The 19,083-nt window shown below is 32.4% G+C and carries 22 protein-coding genes; 12 read left to right on the top strand and 10 right to left on the bottom strand.

Going from position 1 to position 19,083, the window contains the following annotated elements; genetic code table 11:
• Positions 1 to 72: 72 nt before the first annotated feature.
• The 3 genes from E0W69_RS01620 to E0W69_RS01610 all read left to right on the top strand — a co-directional run bounded on the left by E0W69_RS01620 (position 73) and on the right by E0W69_RS01610 (position 2,543).
• Positions 73 to 519: a VOC family protein gene (locus E0W69_RS01620; protein WP_131328289.1), complete on the top strand. Its 447-nt coding sequence runs from the start codon at positions 73 to 75 to the stop codon at positions 517 to 519.
• A 7-nt stretch (positions 520 to 526) separates the two neighbouring features.
• The gene (locus E0W69_RS01615) at positions 527 to 1,726 is read left to right on the top strand and encodes an immunity protein Imm33 domain-containing protein (RefSeq protein ID WP_131328288.1); all 1,200 of its coding nucleotides are present in this window, start codon (positions 527 to 529) and stop codon (positions 1,724 to 1,726) included.
• A 328-nt stretch (positions 1,727 to 2,054) separates the two neighbouring features.
• Entirely contained in the window at positions 2,055 to 2,543 is a 489-nt protein-coding gene (locus tag E0W69_RS01610) for a hypothetical protein (RefSeq protein WP_131328287.1), read from the top strand.
• A gap of 30 nt (positions 2,544 to 2,573) precedes the next feature.
• Here the strand turns inward: E0W69_RS01610 and E0W69_RS01605 are convergent, their stop codons facing one another.
• From E0W69_RS01605 to E0W69_RS01590, 4 genes are all read right to left on the bottom strand, one after another.
• The gene (locus tag E0W69_RS01605) at positions 2,574 to 3,779 is read right to left on the bottom strand and encodes a pepsin/retropepsin-like aspartic protease family protein (RefSeq protein WP_131328286.1); all 1,206 of its coding nucleotides are present in this window, start codon (positions 3,777 to 3,779) and stop codon (positions 2,574 to 2,576) included.
• Positions 3,780 to 3,844: 65 nt separating this feature from the next.
• The gene (locus tag E0W69_RS01600; protein ID WP_131328285.1) at positions 3,845 to 4,564 is read right to left on the bottom strand and encodes a M48 family metallopeptidase; all 720 of its coding nucleotides are present in this window, start codon (positions 4,562 to 4,564) and stop codon (positions 3,845 to 3,847) included.
• 220 nt (positions 4,565 to 4,784) lie between these two features.
• Complete coding sequence (locus E0W69_RS01595) at positions 4,785 to 6,209, bottom strand: glycoside hydrolase family 125 protein (RefSeq protein WP_131328284.1); 1,425 nt, start codon at positions 6,207 to 6,209, stop codon at positions 4,785 to 4,787.
• A 45-nt stretch (positions 6,210 to 6,254) separates the two neighbouring features.
• Positions 6,255 to 7,316: a Gfo/Idh/MocA family oxidoreductase gene (locus E0W69_RS01590; RefSeq protein WP_131328283.1), complete on the bottom strand. Its 1,062-nt coding sequence runs from the start codon at positions 7,314 to 7,316 to the stop codon at positions 6,255 to 6,257.
• Between the two features lie 164 nt (positions 7,317 to 7,480).
• On the opposite strand from E0W69_RS01590, the gene E0W69_RS01585 reads away from it, so the two are divergent.
• Complete coding sequence (locus E0W69_RS01585) at positions 7,481 to 7,864, top strand: BlaI/MecI/CopY family transcriptional regulator (RefSeq protein ID WP_131328282.1); 384 nt, start codon at positions 7,481 to 7,483, stop codon at positions 7,862 to 7,864.
• 1 nt (position 7,865) lies between these two features.
• A complete protein-coding gene (locus tag E0W69_RS01580; RefSeq protein WP_131328281.1) occupies positions 7,866 to 9,404 on the top strand; it encodes a M56 family metallopeptidase in 1,539 nt (512 codons plus the stop codon).
• A gap of 468 nt (positions 9,405 to 9,872) precedes the next feature.
• On the opposite strand, the gene E0W69_RS01575 is transcribed toward E0W69_RS01580, so the two are convergent.
• A complete protein-coding gene (locus tag E0W69_RS01575) occupies positions 9,873 to 10,502 on the bottom strand; it encodes a WbqC family protein (protein ID WP_131328280.1) in 630 nt (209 codons plus the stop codon).
• A gap of 261 nt (positions 10,503 to 10,763) precedes the next feature.
• Between E0W69_RS01575 and E0W69_RS01570 the strand changes: the two genes are divergently transcribed.
• From E0W69_RS01570 to E0W69_RS01545, 6 genes are all read left to right on the top strand, one after another.
• On the top strand, positions 10,764 to 11,228 hold the full coding sequence (locus E0W69_RS01570; protein ID WP_131328279.1) for a hypothetical protein: 465 nt from the start codon (positions 10,764 to 10,766) through the stop codon (positions 11,226 to 11,228).
• A 245-nt stretch (positions 11,229 to 11,473) separates the two neighbouring features.
• Positions 11,474 to 13,015, top strand: a complete 1,542-nt coding sequence (locus E0W69_RS01565; protein ID WP_131328278.1) for a MoxR family ATPase — start codon at positions 11,474 to 11,476, stop codon at positions 13,013 to 13,015.
• A gap of 9 nt (positions 13,016 to 13,024) precedes the next feature.
• On the top strand, positions 13,025 to 13,651 hold the full coding sequence (locus tag E0W69_RS01560; protein WP_191967931.1) for a YiiX/YebB-like N1pC/P60 family cysteine hydrolase: 627 nt from the start codon (positions 13,025 to 13,027) through the stop codon (positions 13,649 to 13,651).
• Entirely contained in the window at positions 13,648 to 14,925 is a 1,278-nt protein-coding gene (locus E0W69_RS01555; RefSeq protein ID WP_131328276.1) for an alpha-amylase family glycosyl hydrolase, read from the top strand. Before E0W69_RS01560 ends, E0W69_RS01555 begins: the two co-directional genes overlap by 4 nt.
• Before the next feature lie 7 nt (positions 14,926 to 14,932).
• Entirely contained in the window at positions 14,933 to 15,160 is a 228-nt protein-coding gene (locus E0W69_RS01550) for a hypothetical protein (RefSeq protein ID WP_131328275.1), read from the top strand.
• A gap of 30 nt (positions 15,161 to 15,190) precedes the next feature.
• Entirely contained in the window at positions 15,191 to 15,400 is a 210-nt protein-coding gene (locus E0W69_RS01545) for a DUF5808 domain-containing protein (protein ID WP_131328274.1), read from the top strand.
• Between the two features lie 68 nt (positions 15,401 to 15,468).
• Here the strand turns inward: E0W69_RS01545 and rplI are convergent, their stop codons facing one another.
• From rplI to rpsF, 3 genes are all read right to left on the bottom strand, one after another.
• Complete coding sequence (rplI, locus tag E0W69_RS01540; RefSeq protein WP_131328273.1) at positions 15,469 to 15,915, bottom strand: 50S ribosomal protein L9; 447 nt, start codon at positions 15,913 to 15,915, stop codon at positions 15,469 to 15,471.
• A gap of 163 nt (positions 15,916 to 16,078) precedes the next feature.
• The gene (gene rpsR / locus E0W69_RS01535) at positions 16,079 to 16,345 is read right to left on the bottom strand and encodes a 30S ribosomal protein S18 (RefSeq protein WP_131328272.1); all 267 of its coding nucleotides are present in this window, start codon (positions 16,343 to 16,345) and stop codon (positions 16,079 to 16,081) included.
• Positions 16,346 to 16,349: 4 nt separating this feature from the next.
• Complete coding sequence (gene rpsF / locus E0W69_RS01530; protein WP_131328271.1) at positions 16,350 to 16,703, bottom strand: 30S ribosomal protein S6; 354 nt, start codon at positions 16,701 to 16,703, stop codon at positions 16,350 to 16,352.
• Positions 16,704 to 16,866: 163 nt separating this feature from the next.
• Between rpsF and E0W69_RS01525 the strand changes: the two genes are divergently transcribed.
• Positions 16,867 to 17,637 carry a LuxR C-terminal-related transcriptional regulator gene (locus tag E0W69_RS01525; protein ID WP_131328270.1) on the top strand — a complete coding sequence of 257 codons (771 nt, stop codon included), beginning with the start codon at positions 16,867 to 16,869 and terminating at the stop codon, positions 17,635 to 17,637.
• Position 17,638: 1 nt separating this feature from the next.
• Here the strand turns inward: E0W69_RS01525 and E0W69_RS01520 are convergent, their stop codons facing one another.
• On the bottom strand, positions 17,639 to 18,376 hold the full coding sequence (locus tag E0W69_RS01520; RefSeq protein ID WP_131328269.1) for a hypothetical protein: 738 nt from the start codon (positions 18,374 to 18,376) through the stop codon (positions 17,639 to 17,641).
• 229 nt (positions 18,377 to 18,605) lie between these two features.
• Positions 18,606 to 19,082 carry a PH domain-containing protein gene (locus E0W69_RS01515; RefSeq protein ID WP_131328268.1) on the bottom strand — a complete coding sequence of 159 codons (477 nt, stop codon included), beginning with the start codon at positions 19,080 to 19,082 and terminating at the stop codon, positions 18,606 to 18,608.
• Position 19,083 lies beyond the last annotated feature (1 nt).

Here is a 19,083-nt window from a genome sequence, read left to right as displayed (position 1 = left end):
ATAACTTTTATTTCTTTGGAATTTGCATCATTTTATCCCAAACTATTGTAATTTGAATGCAAAATATTCACCATGCCAAAAATCAATACACATCTTCATTTCAATGGAAATGCAGAAGAAGCTTTTACATTTTACAAATCTGTTTTCGGAGGAGAATTTGCAACAATTGTGCGAATGAAAGACATTCCAAGTGATCCTAATTTTCCGCCGATATCCGAGGAGGATGCCAACAAAATCATGCATATAGCTTTGCCTATAGGTGTGGATACCTTGATGGCAAGCGATGTTCCATCCTTTATGGGAACCGTTAACGAAAAAGAAAATAGAAGCAAAATCGCCATCAGTGCCACATCCAAAGAGGAAGCAGAACGTTTATTCGCAGGATTATCTGCAGGCGGAGAGGTCGAAGTTCCACTTTCGGAAAGCTTTTGGAATTCCTATTTTGGAATGTTTAGAGATAAATATGGTATCGAATGGATGATAGATTTCGATCTGAAATATCAAGAGGAAAATAAATAACAGGTTTATGTATACCCTTTCCCAAGAAGTTGCTCAAAAAATAGATGAATTAGCCATTGAAGGCAATCAATTGATGGACGATAAACAAGATTATAATGGAGCAATTGGTCTTTGGAAACAAGCACTAACATATATTCCTACCCCCCAAGAACAATATAATGAATCTATTTGGTTAGAAGCTTCTATAGGCGATGCTTATTTTCAATCTAAAGATTATGCTAATGCATTATTCCATTTAAAAAATGCATTAGAAAATCGTGCTTCAAATGCAGAAAACAATCCATTTATCATGTTGAGATTGGGACAAGTATATTTTGAAAATAATTCAGAAGAATGGGCACTTCATTATTTACACAAGGCATTCCAGCTTGAAAAGGAAGATATATTTAAAGAGGAAGAGAAAAAATATTTCAATTTCTTGATGGAAAATATTGAAATAGAAGAAGTTAGTACGGATAATCCTCACTATTTAAGTGATTTTTCCGATTTTCCACATATTGGCGGTTTGATCGTTTCAAAAATGGTTATTGAGTCGAAAATACGCCCCCAATTTATGTATCGAGAAAAGCCAATGAATCCAAAAGATAGCGGTTGGCGTATATTTTCAGGACAGGAATCGGATGAATATACGAATGATCCAAACAATAGTGGTATTTATAACCCATCTACTTTATTACAAATAGATCCATCCATTGCAGCTCTCCTTTTAAAAGGGATAGGGTCCGTTTTTGAAAGAATAACAGAAAATTCCGATTGGCACGGAATACATGATTTCAAGTTGGATAGTGATTATTTAATTTCCAAACAATTAACCCAAGAATGGTCATTTGATATCAATAATTTATTTGAAAGTAAATTAGAAGAAGACGGAAGCTTATATTTTACTACAGGTGATAAATCTGTGCGATTGATTATTTGGGATGATTTAGATAACAATGAAACGGATTTATATAAAATGTACAAAACCGATATCGAAAATAGAGATCAAACAATGGCTCCAACATTAGAATTATTTGAATTTTCTGAAGATGTAACTCCTCGTATAGGATATCGGATTAAAGAATCTGATAATTATAAAAGCTATGATGTCATCTATGGATTTTCAATAGCTGGTAATGAAATTGTCCAATCCGTATTTTATTACGATGAAGAAGATGATAAAAATTGGGCTTTAGAAACTTGGAAAAGTTTGCATTATAAAAATTAAATGTAACTATCAGTATTGGATTTTTTATATATATAATCGCTTCTTTTAGACAGTACATGATCAATTTACATTTTCATCTATTAGTGAAGAAAAAGATTTTTATGAATATGTATTGGGAATATTTGATGATTTCAAAGACAATGAATTTTCAATAAACAAGGTGCGAATTATTCCATTAAAAATGGGTAATGTGCTGGGAACTAAGAACTTAGCATTTGACATATATCCAATTGGATATAACACTCCTAGAAAAACTTTAGTTATTTCCAAAACTGGATGGATAAGACTATTTAAAAACTCCCAAATTCATAATAAATAATTTCGTTGGATGATAATTAAAAAATTACTCGTATTCTTTTTCCTTTTCAGTTTTCCGCTATGTTCCTTTGGGCAAGAAAATTATAAGAATTATTGCAATGCGAGATTTCAATTTTGCATAGATTATCCCAAAGACTTTACAGCGCAACCAGAATCGGACAATGGTGATGGTTGCGTTATTATTTCCAATGATGAAAAGACGGAAATCAGAGCTTATGGTTCATTGGAAAATGAGGAAATCAATAATCTCTCCCAAGAATTGAAATTTTTAAATAAAGAAGGTAAAATCACTTACAAACTAATTGGTATAAATGATTTCATCGTTTCTGGAATAACTAAAGAAGGAAAGATTTTTTACAGAAAAACCAAACTAACACAATTGAATAATTATTTTAATACTGGACCTGCAAAAGTATTGCAAACCATAACCATCACCTATCCGAAATCACAAGCAGATCAATATGCAAACTATTGTAAATTCATCGCCAATACATTTTGAAAGTAAACTACACAATGAATTGTATTTCAATTAATTTGCAATATCATCTTGCGGTGTAAATTTATATACATTTCCATCCTCCATTTTTAAGACCATATCTTTTCCTGCGTTTTTTAATTTTTCTTGATAATCTCTAATATCCATAATACCGTAAAAATCTTTTGCTGTTTTGCCATTGATAGATATAACTTTTTGCAAGAGATCTACATTTTTACCGTTTAGATTCGGATTATTGCTTAATCGACCAATGTACATTTCATTTCTTTTTTTTAAGACAAACACACCATATGCTTTTCTAGATTTGGACGGCAAGGCTGTCAACCGAGGGGACAAAATATATACCGAATCATGGTTATTAATTGTTACATTATAATGCATAAAATATCGGCTACCAATCTTGAATCCAGTCTCGCTACCACTTAATTCTAATCTAGGTAATTCTGACATTTTGTGTCCACTCAAGGTGTATTCATAATTATCTTGTATTGTATAAATTGTATCCACTCTATTTAGTCCTCCTGCCGAAATACTATTGTAACCCACAGAAGTGACTACAGGATGTCCCTCAAATAATGGCGCTAATTGATCTGTAGCACTGAAAACCTCTCCTACCATGCCAAAGTCTACTTGAGCATAGATATCTTGACCATTGATCGTCATGGGGAAATAATCTAAGTTATTGAATGTATCAATAATATATTTAAGTTGGATTCCTTCTTTAGGAATGGGCTTGGGAGAGATTGTTACCAACATTTTATCAAAATCAAAAGACCAATTGAAATGATTACTAAAACCTCCTCCGATCAATCCACTTATCTCATGTTCACGATTTTTAAAAACACCATGATCAATATTTAAATCCAAAACTGCCGCGTGCTCTTCTGAAAAAGCACCTACTTCTACCTTATCGGCATATTGAGCTTCTAGATGAATTGTTTTTTCATTCCCATCAATGATCGTCTCTTCTTTTTTCTTATGAAAATGAACTCCGGCTTTAATTGCATACATTGAATCTAACGCAATAAAAGACAAACCATTATCCCAAATAAAAGTACCTGGAACGCCATTTACTTTTGCATCTATCAATATAAAATCATTCCAGAGATGCATTGGGTAAGTTTTGGCAGTTGTTGGTGCTGTAATTTTTCCAGCTTTACGAAATGCATTTTCGGATACATTTTGCGCATTTCCCCAATAGCACATTAGACAAAAAAGGAGCAAGAATAGTTGCTTCATCAGATGTTTTTTTAACGAAAAAATAGAATTTTTGAACTAACAAAAATAAGGGAAATGTAGAATATTTAGTTTGAAATGGCCGCTAATCTTTCTTTCAATGTTGGATAATAAACATTTCCTTTTTCAACACCTCCATTTGTCATTTCATTCAATTTATTTAGCACTCCAGCATAATTATTTTTACCAAAATTTTGGGCAGCAAATTGATCTGCTTGAATTTCATATTTTTTCCTAAAATATTCAGGAATGATAACCATGACAACTCCTAGGAATCCGCCTAACAAAGCAACAAACAATGGAGCACAAGGTGAACTGTAAATTTTAGGACCCAATTTAAACCATAAAATAAAATATAACAAAGTACATATTGAATTGATTATAAACACTTTGCATAAATGATTATTTTTCAAATGTCCCAATTCATGCCATATTAATCCATGTAAAGTATCGATATCTGCTAATTCTAATAGATCCTTACCTACCAATATTTTCTTTGAGGAATCTAATACACCTGTCGCGTAGATATTAATGACCTTTTCATTTAATTGATAAATTGGATAAATGAAACCATTGTCCTTTAGATAATCCTCAAAGTATAATAATCGTCTCTTTCTTAGTATTATTGAATACAATATGGGCTTTATAACAAAATCATAGACTACATAAAGTAACAAAGCAAAGCAGCTTCCAATAATTGATTTAATAGAAATATGATCTTTAGATCCTGCATGAGAACTCAAATAAAATACAGTACCAATAATCAGCCCGCAAATCAGAGAATCCATTAAGATTTCCTACCAAGAAGTCACACTAAAATTAACCAATTTCCTTTTGGCAAAACTTTGCATAATGAATGGGATAATTCCCCTATTCATTAGATTCAAAATAAAAATCAACACCATGAATATGAGTACATTATCTTCCATTTGTTAGCATTAAATGTACCCTAAATTAGATATTTTTATTCAAAAATAAAGCCTCCGCATCGGAGGCCTTATTAAAACTTTATGCATCTAAAAGATGCTTTTTCTCTTTATATAATTTCCAAATCAATTCACCGCATAATGTATTTGCCCAGGCAAACCATTTACGCGAAAATTTCATGGGAATATCTTTATCAAAAGATTCATGCATGAATCCTGTCCCAGCGTGCGTCGTTTGGATATATTTTAATGCTTGCGCGATTTCTTTATCGTCGTTGCTCGTCAATGCACGCATTATAATCGCCAAATGCCAAATCTGATCTTTTCCTGTATGTGGACTACCAACACCTTCTGCAGCCTCTCCTTGGAAATAAAAAGGATTATCTCCAGAAAGCACATATTTCCTGGTATTCAGATAAGTTTGATCCGTTTCTTGGACCGCACCCAAATATGGAAGCGAAAGCAAAGATGGAATATTGCCATCATCCATCAAATTGAAACTACCAAAACCATTGGTTTCAAATGCATAAATTTTACCATATTTTGGATGAAAAGTAGTACCATAATTTTGAATAGCCTGCCAAACGGTACGAGCTAAATCTCTAGCAGAGGTAATCCATGCTGCGTCTTTCCCTGTTTTTTCCCATATTTCCGCTAATTGTTGTAAAGATGTGACTGCGAATAAGTTAGAAGGAATTAAGTATGGATAAATCGTTGCATCATCGCTTGGGCGAAACATCGAACAGATCAATCCATTGCCTTTCACAGGATAGCCATATCCATCCATTGGAAGGGTATCTGTCGCTTTATTGGTAACTCGTTGGAAATGGTAAGGTCCATCATCCAGAATGCGCTGTTGTTCTTTAAACGTCTGTATGATAGATAACATAGCTTTATGCCAATCCGGAGTAAATATGGAAGTATCTCCCGTTATTTTCCAATAACCATGTGCCAAACGTATCGTATAACAAAGACTATCAATCTCCCATTTACGCTCATGCACACCAGGGCGCATATCTGTAAGATCTGATTTCCATTCACTCACTTTCTTCGGATCATTGTAAAATGCATTCGCATACGGATCTAAAAGGATAAATTCTGTTTGTTTGCGTATAACCCCTTCAATCATTTTATGCAAATTTTTATCCTCTTTGCATAAGGGTAAATATGGCCAAACTTGCGCCGAACTATCTCGTAACCACATGGCATCAATGTCACCTGTAATGACATAAGTATCAGGCTTCTTGTCTTTAGTGGAATATTCTACAGTTGTATCTATCGTATTGGGAAAACAATTTTCAAATATCCATCCCAATTCTTTATTTCCGATACTTCCGCGTACCTCTTTGATCACTCGCTCTACAGCATCACTTTTAAATCGACGTTGAGCAATTGGTACACGTACCATTGGAAAATCTTCTTTTCCCAAACCTGCAATAGAATATTTGGAAGCAAGGACGCCGCCCATTGCTAAAATTGATTGTTGTAGAAATTTTCTACGTTCCATTGTAATTAATTATTATTCAGTTATTTATATTGGTTAGTTGATGTATTAAAACCAATTAATCCATTTGTTTTCAGCAGTACTTTGCATAGCTAATTCTATCAATCGGATGATGTTTCTGGATTCCGACGCTTGCACTTTCAATTGCGCTCCATCTGTCAAATGATCATAGATATTTTGGTAAAATAGTCGATAATCTCCTATTTCTGTTGGGACGACTTCTTCTACTTTTTTATTCTTATCGAAATATACCAATTTGCCATAATTAGCAGGATTTTCCACACCCCAGTTCGGATTTTCAGAAGGTTTTTCTCCTGTTCTCAAAGCATCTTCTTGAGGATCCATTCCATATTTTACATAACTCCCATTATCTCCATTGAGCACATAATGTGGCATATCTTGCGCTACTAACATACTTGCAGTCAATACGATACGCAAACCAGAATCATATTTCCAAATGACATTAAAAGCATCAACGGCTTTGCTAAACTTACGTTGGCAAAAGACATCGCCCATTATCGATTGTGGCAAACCAAACAGTTGCACTGCTTGATCGAAAATGTGTGCCCCCAAATCATATAATACACCCGAACCTGGAATATCTTCTTCTCGCCAAGCATTCAATTTTGGTTCATTTCTAAACCGATCAAAATGTATCTCAAACGTTGCAATATTTCCTAATTTATTGCTTTCCAATAATTTATGCAAAGTCTGAAAATCTCCATCAAACCTTCTGTTTTGATGAACCGTCAACATCAAATGCTTCTCATTAGCAAGCGCAATGAGTTCATCCGCTTCCGCAGTGGTGATGGTAAATGGTTTGTCTACGATTACGTTTTTTCCTTTTTCCAATGCAGCTTTTGCCAAGGAAAAATGTGAAGTATTAGAAGTTACAATGATAACTAATTGAATATCAGCATCGTCTAAAATATCATCATCCGTTGATACAACTTCCATTTCTGGAAAATGTTCTTTCGCATAATCAACACTTGTAGGGTTATTTGTCTTTCCTTTTTTTAAATTAAATCCTTTAACAGATTGAATTATAGGTGCATTGTATATCTGCGCACCTTTTCCAAAACCTAAAATTCCAACATTAATCACTTTCATAATTCGTCTAAAAATCAGGTTGAAAGATAAATGGATTCTAACGAAAACACGTTAAAATTGATTAAAAACTTCACAAACCGAAAAAATAAATTTCAGCCTTTCGTAAATTTGTTACGAAAGGATTCGTATCCTTTGGAAATGTGGAATCTTGAAAATTGTTTTTTATGAAATTGTTATCATCCAACAAGCCTTCAGAAGGGGAATTAGAAATATTGCAAATTCTTTGGAAAAAAGAAGCGGCAACGGTACGTGAAGTTTATGAGGAAATTTCTTTAAATAAAGAATGTGCTTATACAACTACATTAAAATTAATGCAAATAATGTTTGATAAACAATTAGTTGTAAGAGATAATTCTCAAAAAACACATATTTACAAGCCCAATGTATCCAAAGAGAAAACGCAAAAATTAATGTTGGGAAAAATGGTCAACAGCTTATTCGCCGGCTCTACTTCTCAATTAATATTGCAAGCTTTGGGTTCGGAAAAACCTTCGGATGCGGAACTCGAACAAATTCAAGACATGTTGGATAAGCTAAAAAGCGAATAATTTGAACCAGATATATACCATCCTAATCTCTCACTTTACAGAAGCAATTGCCTACAATCTTGCACTCGGTGCGATATTTTGGGCATTACTCCTATTTACGAGAAAATATGCTGCAATAAATACCAAATCAAATTATACAATAGGACTGTTCATGCAATCTATATTGTTTATTAATTTTTTGTATTTTTTATTGACAAATCCATCCTCAAAATTGAATGAAACTAATTCATTCAATTTAAATAATAATTTTAATATAAATAATTATATATCAATAATTTATGTATCATTATTATTATTTAAAATAGTAAAATTATCTATTCAAAATAACCGACAGATATCCTATAGCCAAATAGAAAATGATAAATTTTCGCAATTACAAAATTGGGTAAAACGCAAAAAAGAACAGTTTGGAATTACCAGAAATATCCAAATTCAAATTTCAGACAAACTTAAATCTCCATTTACAAAAGGCGTTTTTCTTCCAATTATCGTGTTACCATTGGCGGCGATAAATCAGATGAGCACTTATCAAATGGAAGCCATCCTTATGCATGAATTAACCCATATTAAACGTATGGATTATCTCTGGAATGCACTTCAATTGATCATGGAAACAATTCTCTATTTCAATCCTTTTATGTATTGGATTGGGAAAATGGTAAGAGAAGATCGAGAGTTGATTTGTGATAAAAATGTTATTCTAAATGGTTATAATTCAGTGGAATACATCAAATCTTTATTGTTTTTCACCAAAGATCAAGATCTCAAAAAATCTGATTTAGTTGCGTTGAATATCACCGGAAATCAACCTTCCGAATTTTACAACCGCGTAATTACTTTATTAGGGAAAGAAAACAAACGAAGCAATAATATTTGGAGTTTTCCTGCTTTGATTTTGGGATTTGTAAGCATATTTGCATTAGCCAAATCCAACATTCAATTTGGTAGCAATAACGCCAAAGTAATTAGCGCCACTTCTTCTCTCGTTACCCTAACGGATGGTAATAATAATTTTCAGAAATTTTATGCAGATAAAATAAATAATTCTTCAGAAAATATTGATAATCAAATTATTAATTCAAATAAAATAATAAGAAATAAATCTGTCACTATTACAAAACACATAAATATTCCTAAAAAGAGAGTATTTGTTTCAACTCCAAAGATCGCATCCAAAGAAATAGAACCAGCACCTATTGTAGCGAATAGTAATTTTAGTTTAGCGCGTTATTTACCTATTGATAATAGCAATATTAAAATCTTTAAGAAAGTCGTTTCTAAAGATAAGATTGTTTATCAAATTGATTATCAGAATAATACAAATAAAAATGCTTTATTCAATAAGCTTATTCAAGCTTTTGCTCAACAAAATACAATCATGGCTTCTTCTGTAAGCAATATCTATTATGCTCGCAATAATGTAGTTGAAGAGCAAAAAATCATTCAATTAAATACTGCTGAAAACAATTATGTTTTCATTTCAACTGGTTCTGCATTGCAAATTGTAGTTAGTAAAAATCCTTTAAATAATATCAATTAAAACTATTAAATTATTGAATTTTAATTAGTTATTATTTAATATCATTAAGTATGAAGTTAACTACATTTCTCGCGTAAGCATAAGTAAGGAAGGAACAGTGCTTGTGTGTTTGCTCTTTTTTAGACGAAAAGCCATTGCGTATTATATTTTAACTTTCTTTTCTCTTGATAGAAAAGAAACAAAAGATCAAGACTGTATTGTCTTAACTAAAAATCAATCATTTCGTCGGAAAGAATATAAACTCACTCCATTTCATTTCGCTCAAACATATATTCTTTCTCTCGACTCAACTGATTGATTTTCTCAACGTTAATCCAATAAATGCCAATTAGGAGGGATACTAGTTGTTATTTGAATTATCATATCATTTACATGAAAAATAAAACCTTTTAAAATTCATACTTCACCTTTCTCATTTCACCTCTCATCTCTCACATTTCATCTTTCATTTTTCTAATTTCCAATTTTCTATTTCTCTAGCAATTGTTTTGCATTAGGTCCTTCCATACATAACAAGTCTATAATAGAAACATTTCTTTGAAAGCCAACACGATCTTGGAATAATTGTTCATATGCTATAAATGATTGGTTATCAATATTATAATTTTTTGGAAGAATATTTTCACCAACAATATTGACTTTATCATTTTCAAGAGTTTCCAGTTCTAAAGATTCTTCCACTACTTTTTTCCGCTTGTCGATCAATTTCCACAACAATTGATTCATTTCAAAATTGAAATCATATAAAAATTCGACTTCTTTTTCAAAAAAAGGAGCGAAGTAATCTGCATAATATTCCCAGAATGGAGACTTGCGATAACAGCTTTCTAATGTTCTCCAATGTTGCTTTTGCCAAGCAAAATTTTTAGAGGTTTTAATGTCTTTAAAATTCGCTTTTTGATCACGTCCTTTTTCCAATGGAATGGAGAGATCAATTTTACCCGAACTACCCACTACGATGCAACGATTCCGAAAAGACATCTTTTTGTACAAATCATTTGAAAAAATTTTTATATATGTTTCATTACTTGAAATTTTAAACCAATTAATACATGGTAAATAATGATTTTCAAATAGTTCTATTGTATTTTCTTCCATTTTATGCTATTTTGTCATGTTGACATTTGATCTAATTTTTAGTATCATTTAGATGGTATTTAATATTTAATTTTTATACTAATTAATAATCATAAAAAATTAAAAATCAATACTTTGATAATATATTTTATAACTAATAATTTTAGCTATTGAAGAAATAAAATATACGCTATCATTTTGCTAAAAATTATAGTATGCAAAGAAAAGGTAAATTTCCCGATTGCGGGCATTTTAAATCAAATCTGATGTAATATTGCAGTTATGAAAAGAGGTAAAATTTGGGGCATTTCTGGGCTATTCAGCGCCATTTCAATTTGTATATTTTCTAGCTGCTCACAACCAAAAGCGTTAGTTTTTAAGGAGGTAAAAGGAGTCAAATTAGAGGAAGTTGGACAGGACTCCTCTACCCTATGGATGGATGTCGTTTATGCCAATCCCAATAAATTTGACATGCAATTCAAAAAAGTGGATTGCCATATTTTAGTAGAAAATGATACAGCCGGACATTATGTTCAAGACACGATGGTCAACATTCCAGCCTTGCAAGATTTTGAATATGCGACGAAAGTTCGCCTAAGTATGAAACCAATTTATAACAATGCACTTCGCTCCTTTTTTAGCAAAAGCATTCACTTAAAAGTGGTGGGAAAAGTAAAAGTTGGTAGACATGGCGTTTATATAAATATGCCGATCGATTTTACAAAAGAGCAAAAAATTAATTTTTAGCCTACTTTCTTTCTTGACAAAAAATGGCAAAAATTTATCGGCTCAATTCGTTCGCAGAGATGACAAATTCCCCATCGGCTAAAAATTAAAATCTTTTTTGCGAGGAAGCATAATGGAGGATATTCTTTTTCAGATTTTACCAGAAATGTTTTTTTGCAAAAAATGATCACATTAAGAGATTTTAAATTTTTAGTTACAAATTTGATTTGTCATTTGATTTTTGAAAAATGAATTAACTTAGAAGAATGGATACACAAAATATTAAGACTTTAGGCGAATTAAAGAAAAGTGGATATCAATCGATGTCCATCAAAGATGAGGTTAGAAAAAATCTAATACAACATTTAAAAGATCAGACAGATCCCTTTCCTGGAATTTTGGGTTACGAGGATACAGTGATTCCAGACACAGAACGTGCATTATTAAGTAGACACAATATTTTGTTTTTGGGATTGCGTGGACAAGCCAAAACAAGAATTGCGCGACAAATGACGCATCTTTTGGATGAATATATTCCAATTGTAGAGGGAAGTGAAATTAACGATGATCCGCTTGCACCGATGAGCAAATACGCCATCGATCTAATTGCAGAAAAAGGAGACGAAACGCCCATTCGCTGGTTGCATAGTTCGGAACGTTATGGAGAGAAATTAGCCACTCCAGATGTGAGCGTTGCTGATTTGATTGGAGACATTGATCCAATTAAAGCTGCAAATTTGAAAATTAGTTTTAGTGATGAAAAAGCAATTCATTATGGAATCATTCCACGATCAAATCGTTCGATTTTTGTTATTAATGAATTGCCCGATTTGCAAGCGAGGATTCAAGTTTCCTTGTTCAACATTTTACAAGAAGGCGATATTCAAATACGTGGATTCAAATTGCGTATGCCTTTGGATATTTTATTCATTTTCACTGCCAATCCGGAAGATTATACCAATCGTGGAAGTATCGTAACGCCATTAAAAGATAGAATTGAAAGTCAAATATTGACACACTATCCTTTGAAATTAGAAACGTCCTTGGCCATTACTGAACAAGAAGCTAAAATCTTACCCGAACAAAGTGAAGTTGTCGAAGTTGCGGATGTTTTAAAAAGAATTGTCGAACAATTAGCATTTGAAGCGAGAAATAACGAATATGTCGATCGTAAAAGTGGTGTGAGTGCGCGTCTTACTATTGCGGCATTGGAAAACCTTGTGAGCACAGCAGAAAGAAGAGCTATATTAAATAATGAAAACCATACGCAAGTTTGGATAAGTGATTTGGTAGGTATAATTCCTGCTATTACTGGAAAAATAGAATTGGTGTATGAGGGCGAACAAGAAGGACCTTACCAAGTTGCGCTCAATCTTTTGAGTAAGGCAATTCGTACTTGTTTTACACAGTATTTCCCCGATCCAGAAACCGTCAAAAAACGTAAAAATTCAGGTAAACCATCTGTTGCCAACGAACAAAACAACAATAATCCTTACAAATTAATTACTGCTTGGTTTGATGCTGGCAATTCTTTGGATATTCCAGATAATTGTTCAGATAAAGATCGAATCGCCTTATTATATCAAGTAGACGGATTATATGGTTTGGTTAAAAAGACATTCCCACATGCATCTGAAATGATTACCGCATTATTTATGGAATTTGTTTTGCATGGCTTGTCTTCTTACTCTTTAATTAGTAAAAAAGCCCTTTCAGGAGGTACACATTTTAATGATGTTGTCGGTGGAATTATTGGATTGAATTTAGACGATTTTGACAATGGAGATCCAGATTTTGATAATATGTAAATGAAAAACATGATCAAAATCTTTGGTGTTTTCTTCGGAATGATAATATGTTTTTTAGGTAAAAGCCAGCAAAATTTTGCCTTAAAAGAAGGCGATATTATTTTCCAAAAACTTCCTTGTGGCAATCTTTGTGATGCAATTATCGAAACCACACCATGCAAAGTTGGAAGATTATTTAATCATTGCGGAATTATTCATTTTAGAAATGATTCCGCAATGGTCATTGAAGCACATAGTCCAAAAGTAGAAGAAACGCCATTTGCAAAATTTATCCGAAGAGATAAAGGTGATTCTATTTATATCGGAAGATTGAATCATGGAAATATTTCCAATGCAATTCAATTAGCACAATCGCAAGAAGGTAAACCCTACGACGGTGTTTATTTACCCACAGATTCTGCTATATATTGTAGTGAATTAGTATGGAAATCTTATTTGGATGAAGATCAAAAACCGATCTTCCCTCCTACGCCGATGACTTTTAAATCCCCGAAAACGGGTGCGACGTATACAGGTTGGACAACGTATTATCAATCTATCCAAAAAGAAATACCCGAAGGACAATTAGGCACCAATCCTTGCGCCATCGCCAATTCGGATAAAATTCAATTTTACGCACTAAAAAAATCATTATGAGTCTTCATTTCCCTATAGTTGATTGGTATCGCGCTTCTAATATTTACGAAATCAACATCCGACAATATACGCCTGAAGGCACTTTTAAAGCCTTCCAAAAGCATTTGCCACGTCTAAAGGATATGGGAATTGAAATATTGTGGTTCATGCCCATCACGCCAATTTCTGTTACAAATAGAAAAGGGACATTGGGAAGTTATTACGCATGCAGCAGCTATACACAGATCAATCCGGAATTTGGAAATATGGATGATTTTAAAGATTTGGTACAAAATGCACATGATTTAGGATTTAAAGTAATCATCGATTGGGTAGCCAATCATACTGGTGTCGATCATGAATGGACCGAAACGCATCCGGACTATTACTTAAAGGATGCGCAAGGAAATTTTGTTGAGATAAACGGTTGGGATGATGCAATTGATCTAAACTACGAAAATCCCGCGATGCGAAAAGCACTTATTGATGCCATGATTTTTTGGGTAAAAAATGTAGACATTGATGGATTTCGATGCGATATGGCGCATTTGGTTCCGTTGGATTTCTGGGTAGAGGCACGTGAAGAATGCGATCAGGTAAAAAAACTATTTTGGTTAGCGGAGTGTGATTCAGATAATTATTTGGAAGTTTTTGATGTGAATTATGCATGGGGTTGGATGCATGCTACCAATGATTTGGCACAAAATCCAACCATTGGTTTGCATGGAATTTATCCCTTTTTACAAGCAGATTTGATCAAATTACCCAATGCATTCAAACTTTGGTTTACTTCTAACCATGATGAAAATAGTTGGAACGGTACAGAATATGATAAATATGGAAAATATGCATTGACTTGGGCAGTATTTTCTTGCTTGTTCCCAGGAATGCCATTGATATACAGCGGGCAAGAAATTCCCAATCAAAAGAAATTAGCATTTTTTGAAAAAGACACATTGGAATGGCTGACCAATAATTTGCCAGCACTACACACTTTTTACCAAACACTGTTACATTTTAGGAAATCCAATATTTGTTTCGATACAGATGCAACTTGTACTTTGATTTCTAATGAATATTCAGATAGAATTTTAGCATTTATCTTATCCAAAAACGGCCAAGCAGTTATCGCGCTATTTAATTTTTCCAACGAAAATATTGCGAATTATGAAATTTCATCCGAACATTTGAATAAACCATTTGTTTCTCTCTTCTCAGGTATGGAATATGTATTTCAAGCGAAAGAACAATTTGCATTAATGCCTTCGGAATATTTGGTATATTATTCTAAATAGTAACAATATGGAAAATCTATATGACGATTCAGATAATGATCGAAAATATTGGAAATGGGGGTTATTCTATTACAACAAATATGACAAACAACTTTTACCTAAACGACATCCCTTTTTAATGGGCTGGTATAGTGTAAATTTTGCAAATCCAAAATCTATATTAGTTTATTTTGGATTGATCTTATTTTTCATTTTGATTACTTTCATTTCATTCAGTATCTCTTCGAAAAACTAAAACATGATACCTAAATTAAATTAATAATTTATGGAAAATCTACATAATGATTCAGAAAATTGGAAATGGGGGATTTTCTATTACAATAAAAATGATAAACGTTTATTTCCTCCCAAACGTAACCCATGGCTAGGTTATACCGTTAATTTTGCGAATGCAAGATCCATATTTGCATTATTGATTTTGATCGCCATCATCATTACTATTACAGAATTATCTATGAGATATTTTGTAAAATGAGTGATTTTAGAAACAAAAAAGCAATCCAAAATTGGATTGCTTTTTTCTGAAATAAATTTCTAGAAATATTATTCAGCAACAACATCAAACTCAATTTCAGTGATGTTACCATTACCGAAGTCGATAGTTGCTTTGTGAAGACCGATTTCTTTAACTTCTTCAGGGATGGCAATACGTTTGCGATCCAATTCGTATCCTTTTTGTTCTTTAATTGCACGAGCAATTTGAAGAGAAGTAACACGACCGAAGATTTTGTCTGTAGTACCAGTTTTAGCACCGATTTTAACAGGGCTACCTTTCAATACTTCAACAACTTCGTTGATTTGAGCCAATAAAGCAGCTTCTTTTTTAGCTTTCACTTTCAACTTTTCGTTCAAAACTTTCAAGTTGGTAGGATTCGCTTCGATAGCAAACTTTTGTGGGATCAAAAAGTTACGAGCATAACCGCTTTTTACAGTTGCTAACTCGTGCGCTTGACCTAAATTGTCAACGTCTTTAATTAAAATTACTTGCATGATGTTAATGCTTAGTTCCCAAGACCCAGTCGTTAATTTTTTGGACTGTCCTTCCCGATGTGGGAGTTAGGGAGTGGTGACTAAAAACAAGTTGTAAGTGTAAAGTTATATGTGATAAGAAATACTTAAAACTTAAAACCTTGAACTTACAACTTTGAAAATTCTATTTCAAAAGATCTGCAACAAAAGGCAATAATGCCATTTGACGAGCTTTCTTAATTGCGATAGATACTTTTCTTTGATATTTCAAAGAGTTACCAGTTAAACGACGTGGCAATAATTTACCTTGTTCGTTAACGAATTTTTTCAAAAATTCTACATCTTTATAATCGATGTATTTGATACCATACTTTTTGAAACGGCAGAACTTCTTTTTAGGTTGTTCTTGTTTGATAGCGGTAAGGTATTTGATTTCATTTGCTTTTGCCATGATATTATGCCTCCACTTTTTCGGTATCAGTTTTTACGCCACTTCTCTTTTTAGCATTATACTCAACGGCGTATTTGTCAAGTACAGTGATCATGTGACGCAACACTTGGTCGTCACGTAAAAATTGGATCTTAAACTTCTCGTTGAAGTCGGATGGCGCACTATATTCCAAAACCCAGTATAAAGCTGTAGTTTTCTTTTGGATAGGATACGCCAGCGATTTTAATCCCCATGGATTAGTGTACGTAATAGTACCACCGTTTGCTTCTACGAAGTCGGTATACTTTTTCTGAATCGCTTTAAAATCGTCATCAGAAAGTACAGGGGTAAAAATCGCCATCAATTCGTAATTGTTCATTACCCTGAAATTTGATTAATTAATAAAAAATTTGGATGGCAAAGGTACGGAGAATATTTCAATCAGCTGAAAATATTTATTTTTTGGAAATATTCGCTATAAATATATGTAAATCAAATTCAAATTATCTTTGTAATTAAGAAACATAAACCAAAACTAAACAATGAATCCTAAAAAACATTTACTTATGGATATATGGAATAATCATCCAGACATTCATATAGCAAATAATCAAGAAGAATTAAATTTCCCACTTGAAAGTTTAATTGCAAATATTTTTTCAGTGGGAGATTTTTATTATTTTACTATCAATTTTACCGATCAATCTTTATATAAAATACATCCCAATATCCTGTCAACACATGGATTAAAAGAGTTGCCAAAAACAATTGGAGAAATATTGGATCTTATGCATCCAGACGATTTAATTTTTGTTAGAACAGCAGAACAATGGTGTTTTGATAAAGCAATAGAGATTGGAATTGAAAATCGTTTTTCTTTTAAAGCAAGTTATTGTTTTCGTATGAAAATGAAAGATGGATCTTACCAACTTTTTCATCATCAGGCTATATTATTTAAACCTACAAATAATGATGTCATGGCACATGCAATTAATATTCATACCAATTTAAATGCTATTACAACTCATAATAATTATATAGTTACAATTTCTGGTTTAGGAAATAATAAAACGATATATCAAAACAAACTAGACCAATTTAGCAGTTCAAGCATGATCAAAACAATCTTATCCAAACGTGAAAGAGAAATTATTGACTTCATCGCAAAAGGTCATTCCAGTGTGGAAATATCCAAATTACTATACTTATCCGAACACACCATACGTACACACAGAAAAAATATTTTAAAGAAAACGAATACAAAAAGTAGCACAGAACTTATCAAATATGCATTTGAAAATGGAATTATATAGTTTAAAAATTAAGACTCAACTTTATTTCCGAATTATTAATTTTAAATTTTTCTTCTCCACTTCCATCACTAGAAGAATATCCATATTTTAGTTTGCCTGAAATATAGTCATAAGCAATACCAAATGCTTTGTATCGAATAGTGGCGCCTAGACTTGGGCGTAGAGCAGCTTTAACACGTCCCTTTATATTCTTTTCTACTTCATCCTCTGATGTTTCGTCAGCAAAGCTGAAATATTCTTCTGCGGGAGTGCCAGTATACACAAAATAAGATTTATCAAAATAATTAATACCATAAGCAACTTGCCCTCGAATATCGATTACTAACGCAGCCACAGGATTATAGGATATAGCTAATCCTAGTTTAGTATTGGCAGTGACGGCAGTACCATTTCCACCCAACTCAGCATTCGGATCATTTTTAGATTTTACATAGTCTTCCCATTTAATTTTATTATAAGTAGCACTTAAATATGTCCAATCTAATCCAAATTTAATAGGAAAATGACTTTCTTTATTAAAATAAAAAATACGACCAAATTCAAATGCATATCCATTTTTCATTCCAGTCTTTCCACTCATTAAGTTATCATACATGCTTAATTCATTATTGGGCTTACCACCTAGAGAATTCAATCCAATTCGAATATATCCACCATAAAATGGATTTGATTGCGCAGACGCACGCATTACAAAAAATAGTATTACAATACTAAAAATTAGAAAGGGTTTAGAGTTCATTTTGATTGTTTTTTGGGTTTATATTGAGTTAGCAAACGGCTATACCAATTTTTCTTAAAAAGCTGGGTACCACAGCCGTAAAAGAATAGTTGGTTTTGGTTACTGAAGCAAAAGTAGACGAACGAAAAAAAATGTGCAATACCTCAAATAGGGTATTTTTATAAAAATATAGTAACATAAAAAATCCCATTCAATAACTGAATGGGATTTTTTCAAAATGCCGAAAACCCTAGAAATGATAATATTGATTTATAAATTCTCGAGTATCGTAAGGTGAAATAACAATTTTTTTATCATTTTTCAATTGTATCAATATCAGATTATGAAATCCCGTCATATAAGCTTGAAATATGCCAAGTCTTCGACTACTAAATGTACCAACATATCCCCACAAGCCACCATTTCCAAATATTCGATATATTCCTTTGACACGATCAGCATCTAATAGTTCCACTTTTTCGACTTCTTCTCGATCAATTATTTTGGTAAAAATAAAACGACGGATTATTATGTCCGTTTTCGTTAATTCATAGTTTTTTGGTTTGGATAAGAAACTATAGAAATAAGTTGAGATTAAAAAAATAGAAATGAGCCCGCTATATTTATCCTTAAAAAAGATACTATAACCAATTTGCAATATAAAAACTATACTTATTGAAATAGTGATAATTTTTACAGATTTACTCATTGACGTTTTAAATACCATA

Source organism: Rhizosphaericola mali (assembly GCF_004337365.2).
Classification (GTDB): domain Bacteria; phylum Bacteroidota; class Bacteroidia; order Chitinophagales; family Chitinophagaceae; genus Rhizosphaericola; species Rhizosphaericola mali.
Note: the sequence above shows the minus strand (reverse complement) of the source record. Positions and strands in the feature narration are given on the sequence as shown.

Coding starts and splice junctions, on each gene's coding strand:
- E0W69_RS01620 (WP_131328289.1), top strand. CDS start 73: ATGCCAAAAATCAATACACATCTTCATTTCAATGGAAATGCAGAAGAA.
- E0W69_RS01615 (WP_131328288.1), top strand. CDS start 527: ATGTATACCCTTTCCCAAGAAGTTGCTCAAAAAATAGATGAATTAGCC.
- E0W69_RS01610 (WP_131328287.1), top strand. CDS start 2,055: ATGATAATTAAAAAATTACTCGTATTCTTTTTCCTTTTCAGTTTTCCG.
- E0W69_RS01605 (WP_131328286.1), bottom strand. CDS start 3,779: ATGAAGCAACTATTCTTGCTCCTTTTTTGTCTAATGTGCTATTGGGGA.
- E0W69_RS01600 (WP_131328285.1), bottom strand. CDS start 4,564: ATGGATTCTCTGATTTGCGGGCTGATTATTGGTACTGTATTTTATTTG.
- E0W69_RS01595 (WP_131328284.1), bottom strand. CDS start 6,209: ATGGAACGTAGAAAATTTCTACAACAATCAATTTTAGCAATGGGCGGC.
- E0W69_RS01590 (WP_131328283.1), bottom strand. CDS start 7,316: ATGAAAGTGATTAATGTTGGAATTTTAGGTTTTGGAAAAGGTGCGCAG.
- E0W69_RS01585 (WP_131328282.1), top strand. CDS start 7,481: ATGAAATTGTTATCATCCAACAAGCCTTCAGAAGGGGAATTAGAAATA.
- E0W69_RS01575 (WP_131328280.1), bottom strand. CDS start 10,502: ATGGAAGAAAATACAATAGAACTATTTGAAAATCATTATTTACCATGT.
- E0W69_RS01570 (WP_131328279.1), top strand. CDS start 10,764: ATGAAAAGAGGTAAAATTTGGGGCATTTCTGGGCTATTCAGCGCCATT.
- E0W69_RS01565 (WP_131328278.1), top strand. CDS start 11,474: ATGGATACACAAAATATTAAGACTTTAGGCGAATTAAAGAAAAGTGGA.
- E0W69_RS01560 (WP_191967931.1), top strand. CDS start 13,025: ATGATCAAAATCTTTGGTGTTTTCTTCGGAATGATAATATGTTTTTTA.
- E0W69_RS01555 (WP_131328276.1), top strand. CDS start 13,648: ATGAGTCTTCATTTCCCTATAGTTGATTGGTATCGCGCTTCTAATATT.
- E0W69_RS01550 (WP_131328275.1), top strand. CDS start 14,933: ATGGAAAATCTATATGACGATTCAGATAATGATCGAAAATATTGGAAA.
- E0W69_RS01545 (WP_131328274.1), top strand. CDS start 15,191: ATGGAAAATCTACATAATGATTCAGAAAATTGGAAATGGGGGATTTTC.
- rplI (WP_131328273.1), bottom strand. CDS start 15,915: ATGCAAGTAATTTTAATTAAAGACGTTGACAATTTAGGTCAAGCGCAC.
- rpsR (WP_131328272.1), bottom strand. CDS start 16,345: ATGGCAAAAGCAAATGAAATCAAATACCTTACCGCTATCAAACAAGAA.
- rpsF (WP_131328271.1), bottom strand. CDS start 16,703: ATGAACAATTACGAATTGATGGCGATTTTTACCCCTGTACTTTCTGAT.
- E0W69_RS01525 (WP_131328270.1), top strand. CDS start 16,867: ATGAATCCTAAAAAACATTTACTTATGGATATATGGAATAATCATCCA.
- E0W69_RS01520 (WP_131328269.1), bottom strand. CDS start 18,376: ATGAACTCTAAACCCTTTCTAATTTTTAGTATTGTAATACTATTTTTT.
- E0W69_RS01515 (WP_131328268.1), bottom strand. CDS start 19,082: ATGGTATTTAAAACGTCAATGAGTAAATCTGTAAAAATTATCACTATT.